The sequence below is a fragment of the bacterium genome, from assembly GCA_014360495.1.
In the GTDB taxonomy this organism is placed as follows: Bacteria; Armatimonadota; JACIXR01; order JACIXR01; family JACIXR01; genus JACIXR01.
In genome coordinates, this window is record JACIXR010000001.1 from 167,215 (window position 1) to 181,012 (window position 13,798).

The following is a 13,798-nucleotide window of genomic DNA, read 5'->3' on the forward strand; positions in this document are numbered from 1 at the left end:
ACCAAAACAGCCAAATCAAACCAAATATCAAAGAGAAACCAAAAGAAGATGCCTCTGAAAAATTTATTTGGCTCATATTCAATCACCCAAATGCAAACAAAAATGCAATTTTACCGATGTTTCCTTAGATAACCATAAGCGTAATTTATTTGGTTGCTTTCTTGCAATGTCCTCAACAATAAATTCCTAGCCATCAACAAGAAAAACCACAAAAGCCCTCTAAACAAAGCTACGCTAAGACATCCACCAAAACCATAAATAGCAGAAATCGACAAAGACTTCCTATAATGCCACATCCACTACTACTAAAAATAACCACTGTTTACAACTCAAATAAAGAGAGGGATACTATAGTTGCTTCTTCAAAAGGTTTATCCTCTTCAACTTCATATCCCACCCAAACTTATAAATCGGGAACGATGGAACAGAACCTTCGTGCCCAGCTATATTAATATCAATAACCCTATCTCTCCAATGGATTAGCAACAGCTTATCCCTTTACCAACTTCCTTTCTCGTAAGCTTTTCTAATCTCTCCTTCTGCTTCTCTTGACTCATTCACAGAAGCTTTATGTTAGACCCTTTGGTTATTTTGCAAGTCCTATATAGTCAAAATACTAGATCAAAAATACTAAAAATGTAAGCACGATTCTTTATCTTTAAAAGAGAAAAACGGGAGGAGAATACCAGAAAGAAACCTCTTTCCAAACGAGGGAAAAACGATTATGGAGAGGATTTGCTTTAGTGTCTTGCTCTCCTTTTTCTTTTTTCTCCTCCCTCTTCGTAGTAATAATAGTAGTAATAATAGTAATATCCGCCGTATCTAGCTCTTCTGACATCCATTTCGTTGAGGACAGCGCCCAATATATTTGCCTTGACATTTTCCAGCATCTTTCTTGCTTGATTGAGGGCGCTCCTACTTGTGGAATTATACCGGGCGACGATAAGCGCTCCATCGCAAATGGATGAGAGAATCACGGCATCAGCCATTCCCATAACCAAGGGAGAATCAATGATTACGATATCAAATTTTTGTTTCAATTCCTCTAATACCTCCCTCATTCGCTCTGATTCCAGGAGCTCAGCGGGATTGGGAGGAATGGGACCGCAGGTTATTGCATATAGGTTATCTATTTCAGTTGGCTTTACGGCTTCCTCCGTGTCGGCTTCTCCCACGAGAAGGTTGGTCAAACCAACTTCTCTATCCAAGCCGAAGATTTCGTGAACCCTTGGTCGGCGTAGGTCGGCATCTAAGATCAAGGTCTTTTGTCCAGCTTGGGCGAAGGCTACTGCTAAATTTGCGGATACCGTGCTTTTACCTTCTGAAGGCTCAGGGGAGGTAATAAGGATTGCCTTTAACGGTTTTCCCAAGCCGGCAAATTTGAGGCTTGAACGAAGAGTGCGGAAAGCTTCCGATGCGTGGGAGCGATGGCTTTCAAGGATAACGAGGCGAGTAGCATTGTTTTCAAAGCGCGGTATAATGGCGAGAGGTGTTAGCCTGCATCTTCTTTCCAAATCGGCTGGAGACTTAATTGCATCGTCAAAATACTCCGCGAGAGCTCCACTCAACACAGCAAGCGATAAGGCGAGGATAAACCCAAGTGCATAATTTAACCCTTTTTTGGGGTATATCGGATATTTTGGTAAAGTTGCCATTTCCTCGGCAGTTACATTGCCAAACGTTGTTGCCTCTGCTATTCTAGCTTCCTGTAGCCTCTGCTGGAGAGTTGTATAGAGGGTTTCAGCAACTTGGACATCCCTTTGAAGATTGACAAATTGCATTTCTTTCTCAGGAAGACGGGAGAGCTCGCTCTCCAATTCCGATACCAATCTTCTCAGGGCTTCCCTTTTAGCTTCCGCTTTAAGCAAATCAACTTGTGCCATAAGCAAGTTGTCCCTTAGAGGATTGGGTTGGACATTCTCCTGAAGAGTTGTTTTTTGGGCTTCTCTCTCTATTCTTCCATTTATTTCTTCTATCTGTTTCTTGGTTGCTATGACCTCTGGGTGGTTATCTGCATATTTTTGCTGAAGTCCTAAAAGCTTCACTTCTAACTCCACGAGCTGTTGGCGTAGGGCGATGAGGGTTGGGCTTTCACCCAATGTCCAGCTTGCCAATCGTGTTTCTCCTTCTTTTTTCAATTGTTCCTTGAGGTAATCAACGCTCGCCTTATAAGTGTTTATAGAGGCTTCCGTTTGCTCTAAATCACTTTGGAGGTTTGCCAATCTTTCCACCTTTTTCTTCGTATCCTCCTCAAGGGAGAAGATTCCTTCTTTTTCTTTGAATTCTCTCAACTTCTTCTCAGCCTCTAATAGCCTTTGATATAACCCCTTTTTCCCTTCCTTTGTATCACCATATAGCTGCTCCTCAATAAATTTGCGAGTAGCAACGGCTTCCTTTCTTCCTTCTTCTTGATTCTTATACACCAAAGCATGAGCAATCCCATTAACAATCCACATAGCTTTTTCAGGAGAAGTGCTGTTTGCTTTTATAAGGATTATCTCGCTTCCCTTCGGAACCTCTAACTTTATATTTCCAGTGCGAGTGAGGTTTTCCATCTCGTCAACAGTGATATCCACTTCTCCCCTGCTATTGTCTCTGATATATTTAACAGCTTCCTCAAGGTAAGGACGGCTGGTGGCTAATTGCAGATAAGTATCAAGAGAAGCAGAGGGGTAAGCGAAAATCGTTTGGAGGGGGGATATGAGGGAAGAACTCCCCGGTTGTTGTGTTTTCACTCTTACCTTAGCTATAGCTTGATAAACTTTCTGCCTGGTAATCGTATAACCGACTACCAAAAACATTACGATACCAAAAACCAAGAGCATAACAGGAAGGCGTCTAAAAGCTATCTCAATATAGTCTCTTAATTCCAATGCTTCTTCTCTTTCTTCCAACTTCGGACCTCCTTATTTAAAAAACTTTATTATTAATATTAGAAAAAAATGCGAGTTTTGCAAATATTTTTATGATTTTCCAGTTTTTTTAAAATTCAGGGAGTGCCTCGGTATACACCTTCTCAAGATATTGAGTTTTGCCAAAAGACCTGATTTCCCTTTTTGAAAATTTCTACTCCTTTGCTCACAAATTTTAAGGGAAGAACTTTTATGCCTCCTTGTTTTAACTTATCTTTTAATTTTCTCACTTTACCGTCCTCTGCTAAAAACAAAATACAACCTCCACCTCCCGCGCCCATCGCTTTCCCTCCGATTGCTCCTTCCTCCTTAGCTATCTGAAAAATCCTATCAATTTCTGGGTCGCTTATCCCCGCAGCTAGCCTTTTTTGTCTCTCCCAATTCTCGCTCATCAGCTTGCCCACAGTTTCAATATCGCCCTTTATAATTGCCTCTTTCATAGCGTAAGCTATTTCCTTCATTTCATCCAATAATTTCAAAACTTCCGCATATCTACCCATGACTTCGTATATTATTCTCCCGGATAGACGAGAACGTCCTGAAAAACAAAGAACAAGCCTTCTCTCCAAATCCTTCACAAATTCATCGCTTACCTTCACCCTTTCCCATTCAACCTTTTCTTTGAACTCCATGAAAAGGAAACCTCCCAAAGCTGAAGCATATTGGTCCTGCCTTCCTCCCCAAATACCGAGCTCTTCCTTTTCTATGAGATGGGCTAGTTCCGCTATCCTCTCTCTCCTCATTTTCCCGCTCCTCAATCTATCTATCGCATAGAGGAGGCAAACCGCTGTTGCCGCCGAAGCACCCAATCCGGAACCCGGAGGAGCATCACACCAGGCTTTTACTTCACCTCCCCAATTTATCCCCATTTTTTTCAGCCCAGCTTTCAGTAAATCAAGGTTTCCTCCATATTCCATCTCCCGAATTGATTTCGCTTCCTCACTAAGACCGTAATCCAGGGAAACGATTCGCAAATTTTCTCCATCTCTGATATTAAGGGAAACATAGGAATAAAGCCCTATAGTTGCATTAACAACCGCTCCTCCTCTTTCAGTGCAATAAGGTTCAACATCTGTAAAACCGCCGGCGAAGTCAACTCTAACAGGTGCTCTGCATATTAGCTTCATTTTTTCCTAATTAATTTTATACTTTTAAATAAGAGAGGTGAATTGAATTGAGGAAGCTTTGCCTTGTCGGAATGATTTTGCTTATAGCGATCATCTGTTGTGGACAAGAGGTTGTCGCAACTGTTGATGGTGTCAAGATTACGAAGGAGGAATTTCTAGAAAGGCTGAAAAAATGGGCGGGGGAAGCGGTCTTAATGGGGATGATAGATGACATATTGGTGGAGCGTGAAGCTCAGAAAGAAGGGGTAGGTGCTACGGATGATGAGGTGAAGATGAGAGTAGAGATTTTCCGCCGCCTCAATGTCCCTCCTGGTGTAGATTTCCAGCAAGACCTCATTAATAATGGCACTACCCTTGCCAGAATTAGGGATACATTTCGCTTAGGTATCCTCGTAGAGAAGATTATAGCGAAGAGGGAGAATATCACGGTTAGCGAAGACGAAATTAAGGAGGAGTTCAAGAAGATTTCAAAGGAGCGAAGAGTGAGGTTCATCCTAACAAAGAGCGAGGAGGACGCGATTGCTCTTCAACAAAAATTTAACGAAGGTTCCTTCAGCTTCAGCGAGCTGGCGAAGCGATATTCCCAGGACCAAGAAAGTAGAGAAAAGGGCGGGGATTTAGGATGGGTAAGGAAGGGCATGCTCCCGCCTTATTTTGAGGATGTTGTCTTCAAGCTCAAAATCGGCAAGGTCTCTGAACCGATATGGACGAGATATGGCTTTTACTTCTTTATGGTGGAAGAGGAAAGGGAAGGGAAACTAACACCCGAGATACGAGCGGAGCTTCAGCAGACGATATTATCAGCAAAGATAGGTTTGAGGAGATTTCAATTTATTGATGAACTGCGCCAAAAGGCGAAAATAGAGATAAACAAATCGCTAACGGAATGAGCTGATTCACTGGGAGGGAATATTCCCCGGTGGTAATTGTCCAGCCCCATACCAGACTACACTCCAACGCCCCTCTTCTTTCACAAGTTGGAGAGGAAAGCGAAGCGTTTGTTTGCCGAAGGGGGTGTTTATTCCCACTTCAACATTCACATTTACCGAGTGGGCTTCCTCGCTCGTTTTCTTTGCTTTCACATCCGAAATATCCAGCCTATAGCGGGAAAACTCCTGTTGAAAAGCTTCCTTTGTTATGAGCTTGCGAGAATCATTGCTAAGAAGGTCATACATCTTTTCATAATCCTCCAACTTCCAGAAATTGAACCAATATTCCGCTGTCTTTTCCGGTAGGGGAGTCAAGGCAATGGAGAGGGTTTTATCGGCTGTTATAGAAATGGGTTCATAGCCTGTTGCATTAATTGTGATTTCAACTCCGAGTTTTGAAACCTTTAACTTGAACTTCCCCTTTTCATCAGAAGTAGTTGAACTGGAGTCAGAGGTGATAATGGCACCGCTTACAGGCGATCCGGTAATGGAGTCCTGAATCGTGCCCTCAATCTTCGTCCCCCTTATTAGAAAAACATAGGCAATCAATCCGAGAATTAAGACCAGCGAGATTACAAAAAATATTTTTCCTTTTCCGTTTTTGCTTTTGCGTTCCTCAGTCATCATTTTTTCACCTCCAAATATCAGAGAGCCTCAGCGGAGGTCAATCGCAAGGCCTTATCTATTTCCCTCTCCAGTAGTTTGGGGAGCCCGGGCATCTGAAGGGTGAGGAATCCCCTTGTTATAATGGAGATTGCTTCTTCCTTGCTCAGACCTCTCGTCATGAGATACTCAACCGCCTCCTCGGCTATCGGGCCAATTGCTGCTTCATGGGAGAGGTCGCTTAATGGGGCTTCGTCAGCAATTAGCTCTGGTATAGCTTCTATGACAGCCTTGGAAGATAGTAAAATTCCCCGACAATCAAGGTGTCCCTTTGTCTCGTTTGCTTTCCCTACCAACTGCCCTCTCATATATAGCCTTGACTCATCTGCGCCTATGCTCCTGGCAATTGATTCACCCATTGTCTTAGGTGCGGAGAAGATTATCCTGCTACCCATATCAATGATGGATTTACCCGAACCGTAGACGATGGAATTAAGCGTTGCCCTCGCTCCTTCCCCTTGGAGAATCGCAGTTGGATACGCCTGAAGGGATTTAACGGGACGCAGAAGTATGTAATTGCTGACAAATGTCGCGCCTTCCTCCAGAATTGTAACGGTTCGGGGGCGAACATGGAATTCCTCACCCCAGTTGTGTATCATCGTGAATACCAGAGTGGCATTGCGTTTGACATAAAATTCCGAGATTCCTATGTGGATGCCTTCTTTAACTCTCGGGCTTATCGTGCAGCCTGTGAGGATGTTTAGCTCCGCTCCTTCCTCAACAATCACGACATTATGAACATTTTGCATCGCTTTGTCCTCGGCTATAAATAGGCAAGCTTGGACTGGTGTCTTTACCTTTTGCCCCTTAAAAGCCCTAATGAAATAGCCATTGGTTTGCAAAAGCTGGGCGGTAGCTGTGTATTTATCCGCATCAACTGGAACCGCTTTCCACCAATAATCAATCAGCCAATCATACTTCCTCAGCGCTTCCTCCGTGCTCATTATCTCAATTTGACCTTTGTAAAAATCCTGAACTTTCTTATAAATTGGAGCACGGTCTGCCTGAAAATAGGTCCCCGCTCTTCCTTCTTCCCTCGCATCTACTCCCACTTCCAGCGCCCTATCCCTAAATTCACTGTCCAATTTCTCAAGGGAATCAACTTCCTCCCTTTGGGGAGGGAGAAAGAAAGAGCTTAAATCTATGTCGGGACCGAAAGGAGCGGGTTTATTTTTTGCTCTTTCCGCTTTCTCGTTTAGTTCCTTCATAATCCTCTGCATCTCGCGCATTCTAAACACCCCTCATATCCGTGTTCTTTTATTTGATTGAAAAGGTCACGAGGATTGCCCTCGCAGACAATCTTGCCTTCTATCATAACATGTCCATAATCCGCATTAACATAATCAAGAATATGACCTGTGTGGGTTATGATTAAACCCGATTTTTTCTTTTCTATCATCTTTTTCTTTCCTAAGAGGAGATTTATGGCTTCCCCGATAATAGCGATGTTATCCAAGTCTACACCCGACTCAGGCTCATCAATGAGGGCTAATTTGGGGGATTGAAGGAGTAGTTGGAGAAGTTCCACTTTTTTCATCTCTCCACCTGAGAAGCCATAATTCAAATCTCTATCCAGGAGCTCCTCGCATTTAAGCTGTCTTGCTACATCCTCAAGGTTGTTCTCCCCGTTTGAGATATGTTTCCCTATCTGCCTGAGGGTAACCCCTCTGATAACGGGAGCTCTTTGAAAAGCAATGCCCAAGCCCAATTTAGCCCTTTCATTTGGAGGCAATTCCGTTATATCCTCCCCATACCAATAAATCTTACCCCTCAAGAGGTTGTATCTACCCAATCCCATAATTGCCCTCAGCAAGGTCGTTTTCCCTGAACCGTTAGGACCCATCAAGATATGGGTTTCCCCTTCCTTGATGTTCAAATTAACGCCGTTCAAAATCAGTTTGTTCTCTACTTCTACCACTAAGTCCTCTACGAGGAGCATTTTTGAGTATCACCTTCCAATTTATATGATTAAAATTCTCAATAATATTATACGGAGATTTTGCCTTTCCGCCAAATATTTATTTATGAAAATTAATCACCACCAAATCTCCCAATTCGGAGGGGTACAAAGAAAGGGAGAAGTGGAAGACGGCTTCACCTATCCTCACTTCCTTTACTTTCCTATCAAGGTAATCCTCTACTTCCAAAAGAAGAAGGGAATAATTGGTTTTAGATAGACGCATAAACTCCCGGCTTCCTCTTTCGGAATATGCTATTACCCTTACATTTTTAGCTCCTGGTATTATCTCCACTTTATAGGCACCGAGATGGGCAGATGTCTCCAATATGAGGGGCAGTAGCGGAAAGGAACGATGTTTTATCCCGATGTCATTCATTTTAAATGAAATTTTATTGATTATAATAAAAATTGACAAGATGGAATGGCGTTTATCCTCTAATGAAAGATGCTCTTCACTCCCTTCCCCAATTTTTCTAAAATAATTAAAAATTTTCAAAAGGAGGAAGAAGATGGATATCTATCTGATTGGAAATGCTCACATTGACCCTGTTTGGCTCTGGCGCTGGACGGAGGGAATGCAGGTTGTCAGGGCTACCTGCCAAGCTGTTTTGGAGCTTATGGAGAGATATCCCGATTTTAAGTTTTCGTTTTCATCGGCTATTTTTTATAAATGGCTAAAGGAGAACGAACCTGAGATGTTTGAGAAAATTAAGGGATATGTTGATGAAGGACGATGGGAAATTGTGGGTGGTTGGATTGTGGAGCCTGACTGCAATATCCCTTGCGGGGAATCCTTTGTCCGCCACTCGCTTTACGGTCAGCTATTCTTCAAAAATAATTTTGGGAAAACCGCGAAAGTTGGGTACAATCCTGATTCCTTCGGTCATAACGCCTCCCTTCCCCAGATTTTACGTAAATCCGGAATGGAATACTATGTATTTATGCGACCTTCCCCCTGGGAAAAGGATTTACCTTCATATATCTTCCACTGGAAAAGCAGAGATGGCGCAAGTGTCCTCGCTTATCGCATCCCTTTCACCTATGCAACGGGAGGTGGGGAACTGAAAGATTATTTAGAGCGTTTCATCAACGAGCTTGAGGGAAAGCTGGAGAAGGCTATGTTCTTCTATGGTAGGGGCGACCACGGTGGCGGTCCAACAGGGGATAATATAGAAAGCTTAAACTCTCTTTCCCAGAATATGCCACAACACAAATTCATATTTGCTAAAACGGAGGATTTCTTCCAAGAGGCAAAAGAGGGCGAATACCCTACCGTTGAGGGGGAGCTTCAGTATCATTCTCGCGGTTGTTATACCTCCTGTAGCTTGATAAAGGCTTTGAATAGAAGGGGGGAGAATATCCTTCTGAGCGCTGAGAAGTTCTCTGTTTTGGCTCATCTCCTTGTTGGAAAACCTTATCCGCGGGAGGAATTCCGTTTCGCTTGGGAGAATCTCCTTTTCTGCCAATTCCACGACATCCTCGCTGGTTCAAGTATTCTGCCCGCTTATGAGGACGCCCAAAGGGCGATAGATACATCAATTTATATGGCTGAAAAGGCTTTAAATTATGCTATTCAAGGCATTGCAAGAAAAATCAAAACCGATAGGCAATCCATTATAGTCTTCAATCCCTCCTCTTGGAGAAGGTTAGAAAAAGTGGAAGTGGAATTGGCATGGAGGGAGGAAGGATTGCGCGTAGTCTCACCAAAGGGTGAAATACAGGAGGCGCAGGAAATACAATCGTTAAGCGTTACCGGGATGAGGAGGTTTCTCTTCATAGCAGATGTTCCCCCTTTGGGATATGCTGTTTATGAGCTCGCTCCATCTCACTTCAAAAGCTCTCAAGTGGGAGAAGAAGTTCCGCCAAATCGTTTGGAGAACGATTTTCTACTGATAGAAGTGGACGATGAGGGCTATATATCTCGTTTCGTTGACAAAGTGAACAGGATAGAGCCTCTTCGTTATCCTGCTCTCGTTCCATTAGTGATAGATGATAAAGGCGATGCTTGGGGGCATGATGTTGAATCGTTTAGAGATGTAATCGGCAGCTTTAGAGCAGTGGAGAAAAAATGGGTTGAAATCGGACCGATAAGATGGCAATTAAGAGTAAAGAGCGTTTGGGGAGATAGCGTTCTCTGGCAGGATTTTGTTCTTTATAAAGATTTGCCTTTCCTGGATGTTGAGGCAAGGCTTCTTTGGAACGAAAAACATCAGATGCTCAAGATTGCCTTGCCAACGGCGTTTCAGGATTCCATCGCCACTTTCTCCATCCCCTATGGATTTGTAGAGAGAGAACAAGACGGAAAGGAGCAACCTCTTGGTTGCTGGATGAATCTGGATATGAATGATAAAAGCTATGGGGTGGCTTTTATAAATGATTCCAAATATGGAGGGGATATCTTAGGTGGTGAAATGCGCCTTAGCATAGTTAGAAGCCCTGTATATGCGCATCATGTTCCAAGGGAGCTTGAAGAAGGAAAGGATTACATTTATATGGACCAAGGATATCATAATTTCTCATATCGCGTTTATCCTCACAAGGGAGATTGGAGGCAAGGGGAAGTGGAGAAAGTAGCGGAGGAGTTCAATCAACCGTTACACTCTATAATAGAGCATCCCCATAGTGGAGAACTTCCTTGTTCCTTTTCTCTTCTTGAGCTCCAGCCCCCAAATGTAATTCTTTCCGCTCTCAAGATGGGGGAGGAAGAAGATGTGATTGTATTTCGGCTCTGGGAAAGCAGCGGGGAGATGTGTCAAGCAACGCTTGAGATTCCCCATCTTAAAGTCGAATGGAATGGACCACTTGCACCATCTGAGATAAAAACATTAAAATTATTTCCCTCCCTTAAATGGGAGGAATCAAATCTATTGGAGGTGTAAGAGTTATGGAGATCAAACAAGAGAGACAGGATAGAGCTACGAAGTTAATCCTTGTCGTTGATGGAGAGGAAGTCAGCTGGCTTTGGGTGATAGATTATGAGATGCGCATAGGTTCAGCGGTTATGAAGATGGGTGGCATAGCGGGTGTTTGGACGGAGGAGAAGCACCGTTTGAAGGGCTACGCAAGTAAGGTTTTGAACGCTTCCATTCAGTTTATGAAGGAAGAGGGTTATGATGTTTCCCTTTTATTTGGGATACCGAATTTCTATCACCGCTTCGGCTATGCTACTGTTCTTCCTCGCTACACCGCCGAGCTTGATATGAGGAATATCCCTTTTTCTTCCTCTCACTTTAGAATGGAGCCCTACGACGATAGGTTTAGAGAAGCGCTCTTAGAGATTTATCAAGAAAACAATAAGGGGCGAACGGGCACAATCGTCCGTTCAAAGGATAAGTGGAAAGGTTTTAGCCACGGAAACGAATGGTCATCTAAAGCTCTCCCCTATGTCCTCTTAGATGGGGAGGAGGTTGTAGCCTATTTCGTGCTAGATAGCAAGGAGCCGATGGTTATAGAGTTGGGATACAAGAAGCCGGATAAAGAGATTTTTTCCGCCATTCTTTCCCAAATTCGCCAGTTGTCCGAAGAAAGAAACAGCCCTATCTTCAAGTTTTCCCTTCCGCCAGATTTCCTTTTTACTGAATTCTGTCAGCGATATGACCTTCGCTTGAATATGGAATTTCCCGAAAATAGGGACGGAATGGGGCGAGTTATCAACATCATCACTTTTCTTTATAAACTTCAGGATGTGTTTAGAAGTCGCATAGGCTATAACCCAGTAGAAGGAATCCTTATAGTAGAGACGGAGATAGGGGAGGTTCCCTTTGATATAAAGAAGGACACTGTCTTCTTTATGCCTTTCCTTCCTCCTTCAGGCTGGAGATTGAGGATTCCCCAAGCAAAACTTATGCAGCTCGCTATGGGTTATCGCACGATTGACGAGCTACTTTTAGATGAGGATGTTTCACTGGAAGGAGAGGAAGCCCTTCCGATTTTGCGAAAGCTATTTCCCAAACAGTTTCCTTTCTTCTGGCCGGCGGATAGATTTTAAGGTGTTAAAAATGCTTTAAATTGCTTTTAGAATTCTTCCCAAAGTAGGGAGTTATTGTGAATAACACAGATTCTTGCCTTGGGTTCAATTCGCCTTTATAATACCTTATTAATGTCATATCAACAAGAAGATTTTATTATGAAGACTTACAGAAGGTTTCCTGTTGCCTTTGCCAAAGGCAAAGGAGCAAAGCTCTGGGATGTAGATGGGAAGGAATATATAGATTTCCTCTCGGGGATAGGTGTTTTGAATGTTGGGCATAGCCATCCGGATGTCGTCTCCGCTATCCAAAAGCAAAGTTCTCTTCTTCTTCATACATCCAATCTCTTTCACATACCATTACAGGAGGAATTAGCGGAGAGGCTTTTTAAACTCACGGGAATGCTTTCCTTTTTTTGCAACTCCGGCGCTGAGGCAAACGAAGCCGCTATCAAGCTCGCCCGTGCCTACGGAAAGCCAAAAGGGAAATATAAGATAATCTCCGCTCTGAACTCCTTTCATGGAAGAACCCTCGGCGCCCTTTCCGCTACCGGACAGGAAAAATATAAGGAAAAATTTCAACCCCTTATACCGGGTTTTTCCTTTGCACCCTTCAATGACCTCCCTGCCTTCTCATCTCTAATGGATGAAGAGACCTGTGCCGTAATTCTTGAACCGGTTCAGGGGGAGGGAGGAGTCTATCCAGCTGATAAGGATTTCCTTCAAGGAATATATGAACTTTGTTTGGAAAGGGATATCCTTTTAATACTTGACGAGGTTCAAACTGGGTTGGGAAGGTGTGGGGCTCTTTTTTGCTATCAGCTCTACGATGTAAAGCCACATATAGTCACATTGGCGAAATCCCTTGGTGGAGGGGTTCCCATCGGGGCTATGCTTGCTCAGCCCAATGTGGCGGAAGCTTTCTCACCAGGAGACCACGCTTCAACCTTCGGTGGAAATTTCCTCGCTAGCGCAGCTGCCTTAGCGGTCTTGGATATCTTGGAAAGGGAAAATCTTCCCAAAAGAGCAAGGGAGATGGGGGATTACTTCTGGGGAAAGCTTGAGGAATTGAGAGAGGAAATTAGGGAAATCAAAGAGATAAGAGGGCTTGGGCTTATGTTGGCAATAGAGTTTTATCAACCAATTGCGAGACAGGTCGTATCTATGGCTTTGGAAAAAGGGTTGATTATAAATGCTACGAGCGATTATACTCTTCGTTTCCTTCCTCCCCTTGTGATAGAAAAAGAGGAAATAGAAAGAGGGATAGCGATTCTAAAGGAGGTGCTGTATGAATTATTGCGAGGTAAAGGAGATTAAAAGTCGCTTTCAAGGAAGGGACCTTCTGTCCATTTCCCAATTAACTAAAGAGGAAGTTATCACCTTATTTGAAGTTGCTAAATTGCTGAAGGATATGCAAAAGAGAGGGGAACCACATCCCTTGCTTCAAGGCAAAGCAATAGCTCTGCTTTTTGAAAAGCCTTCAACGAGGACAAGGGTCTCATTTGAAGTGGGAGTTTATCAGCTTGGAGCCTATCCCCTGTTCCTTTCCCGTCAGGACCTCCAACTTGGCAGGGGGGAGACAATCGCCGACACGGCGAGGACGCTTGAAAGATATGTTGATGCGATAATGGCGAGGGTATTCAAACAGGAGACATTGGAAGAGTTGGCGAACTATGCGGATATCCCTGTTATTAACGGTTTATCGGATAAGGAACATCCCTGTCAGGCGCTTGGCGATTTCTTCACTCTCTGGGAAAGGGGGATGCTAAGGAAGGATATGAAGTTCGTCTTTTTGGGTGATGGGAACAATGTATGCGCCTCCCTAGCGCTTCTCTCCTCGCTCTTAGGGGTAAATTTCCTCCATATCTGTCCACCGGGATACGAGCTTCCCTTCGCTGTTTCTAACAGCCATTCAAAAGATGATATTAAGGATGCGGATGTGATTTATACCGATGTATGGGTGTCAATGGGGCAGGAGGATGAAAGCGAGAAGAGGAAAAGGGATTTCGCTCCTTATCAGCTCAATTCTTCCCTTTTGGCATTAGCCAAGCCCGAAGCGGTAGTTATGCATTGTCTTCCCGCAAGGAGGGGAGAGGAAATAACGGACGAGGTTATGGATGGTCCCCACTCTATAGTGTTTGACCAAGCGGAGAATAGGCTTCATATTCAGAAGGCGATTCTTGCTCTTTTCGTTTGAGGTTATTTTTCATTCGGGTTAATTTCTGATAAAATTAAAAATA

11 protein-coding genes are annotated in these 13,798 nt (G+C 43.5%); 5 read left to right on the forward strand and 6 right to left on the reverse strand.

Annotated elements, in window-relative coordinates:
• Positions 1-740: 740 nt before the first annotated feature.
• Together H5T88_00725 and H5T88_00730 are read right to left on the reverse strand one after the other, a co-directional pair.
• The gene (locus H5T88_00725) at positions 741-2,894 is read right to left on the reverse strand and encodes a polysaccharide biosynthesis tyrosine autokinase (GenBank protein MBC7328861.1); all 2,154 of its coding nucleotides are present in this window, start codon (positions 2,892-2,894) and stop codon (positions 741-743) included.
• Positions 2,895-3,016: 122 nt separating this feature from the next.
• A complete protein-coding gene (locus tag H5T88_00730; GenBank protein ID MBC7328862.1) occupies positions 3,017-4,039 on the reverse strand; it encodes a GHMP kinase in 1,023 nt (340 codons plus the stop codon).
• 47 nt (positions 4,040-4,086) lie between these two features.
• Between H5T88_00730 and H5T88_00735 the strand changes: the two genes are divergently transcribed.
• A complete protein-coding gene (locus tag H5T88_00735) occupies positions 4,087-4,929 on the forward strand; it encodes a peptidylprolyl isomerase (protein MBC7328863.1) in 843 nt (280 codons plus the stop codon).
• A 6-nt stretch (positions 4,930-4,935) separates the two neighbouring features.
• Here the strand turns inward: H5T88_00735 and H5T88_00740 are convergent, their stop codons facing one another.
• From H5T88_00740 to H5T88_00755, 4 genes are all read right to left on the reverse strand, one after another.
• Positions 4,936-5,595, reverse strand: a complete 660-nt coding sequence (locus H5T88_00740; GenBank protein ID MBC7328864.1) for a hypothetical protein — start codon at positions 5,593-5,595, stop codon at positions 4,936-4,938.
• A 17-nt stretch (positions 5,596-5,612) separates the two neighbouring features.
• Positions 5,613-6,860 (reverse strand): SufD family Fe-S cluster assembly protein, encoded by a 1,248-nt coding sequence (locus tag H5T88_00745; GenBank protein MBC7328865.1) that lies wholly within the window; start codon positions 6,858-6,860, stop codon positions 5,613-5,615.
• A complete protein-coding gene (locus tag H5T88_00750; GenBank protein ID MBC7328866.1) occupies positions 6,836-7,570 on the reverse strand; it encodes an ABC transporter ATP-binding protein in 735 nt (244 codons plus the stop codon). Before H5T88_00750 ends, H5T88_00745 begins: the two co-directional genes overlap by 25 nt.
• A gap of 79 nt (positions 7,571-7,649) precedes the next feature.
• On the reverse strand, positions 7,650-7,967 hold the full coding sequence (locus H5T88_00755) for a hypothetical protein (GenBank protein ID MBC7328867.1): 318 nt from the start codon (positions 7,965-7,967) through the stop codon (positions 7,650-7,652).
• Between the two features lie 133 nt (positions 7,968-8,100).
• Between H5T88_00755 and H5T88_00760 the strand changes: the two genes are divergently transcribed.
• The 4 genes from H5T88_00760 to argF all read left to right on the forward strand — a co-directional run bounded on the left by H5T88_00760 (position 8,101) and on the right by argF (position 13,755).
• The gene (locus tag H5T88_00760; GenBank protein ID MBC7328868.1) at positions 8,101-10,470 is read left to right on the forward strand and encodes an alpha-mannosidase; all 2,370 of its coding nucleotides are present in this window, start codon (positions 8,101-8,103) and stop codon (positions 10,468-10,470) included.
• 5 nt (positions 10,471-10,475) lie between these two features.
• Positions 10,476-11,579 carry a GNAT family N-acetyltransferase gene (locus H5T88_00765; protein MBC7328869.1) on the forward strand — a complete coding sequence of 368 codons (1,104 nt, stop codon included), beginning with the start codon at positions 10,476-10,478 and terminating at the stop codon, positions 11,577-11,579.
• 111 nt (positions 11,580-11,690) lie between these two features.
• Entirely contained in the window at positions 11,691-12,875 is a 1,185-nt protein-coding gene (locus tag H5T88_00770) for an aspartate aminotransferase family protein (protein ID MBC7328870.1), read from the forward strand.
• The gene (gene argF, locus H5T88_00775; GenBank protein ID MBC7328871.1) at positions 12,847-13,755 is read left to right on the forward strand and encodes an ornithine carbamoyltransferase; all 909 of its coding nucleotides are present in this window, start codon (positions 12,847-12,849) and stop codon (positions 13,753-13,755) included. The genes H5T88_00770 and argF overlap by 29 nt, the downstream gene beginning before the upstream one ends.
• Positions 13,756-13,798: the final 43 nt, after the last annotated feature.

Coding starts and splice junctions, on each gene's coding strand:
- H5T88_00730 (MBC7328862.1), bottom strand. CDS start 4,039: ATGAAGCTAATATGCAGAGCACCTGTTAGAGTTGACTTCGCCGGCGGT.
- H5T88_00740 (MBC7328864.1), bottom strand. CDS start 5,595: ATGATGACTGAGGAACGCAAAAGCAAAAACGGAAAAGGAAAAATATTT.
- H5T88_00745 (MBC7328865.1), bottom strand. CDS start 6,860: ATGCGCGAGATGCAGAGGATTATGAAGGAACTAAACGAGAAAGCGGAA.
- H5T88_00750 (MBC7328866.1), bottom strand. CDS start 7,570: ATGCTCCTCGTAGAGGACTTAGTGGTAGAAGTAGAGAACAAACTGATT.
- H5T88_00755 (MBC7328867.1), bottom strand. CDS start 7,967: ATGAATGACATCGGGATAAAACATCGTTCCTTTCCGCTACTGCCCCTC.
- H5T88_00760 (MBC7328868.1), top strand. CDS start 8,101: ATGGATATCTATCTGATTGGAAATGCTCACATTGACCCTGTTTGGCTC.
- H5T88_00765 (MBC7328869.1), top strand. CDS start 10,476: ATGGAGATCAAACAAGAGAGACAGGATAGAGCTACGAAGTTAATCCTT.
- H5T88_00770 (MBC7328870.1), top strand. CDS start 11,691: ATGTCATATCAACAAGAAGATTTTATTATGAAGACTTACAGAAGGTTT.
- argF (MBC7328871.1), top strand. CDS start 12,847: ATGAATTATTGCGAGGTAAAGGAGATTAAAAGTCGCTTTCAAGGAAGG.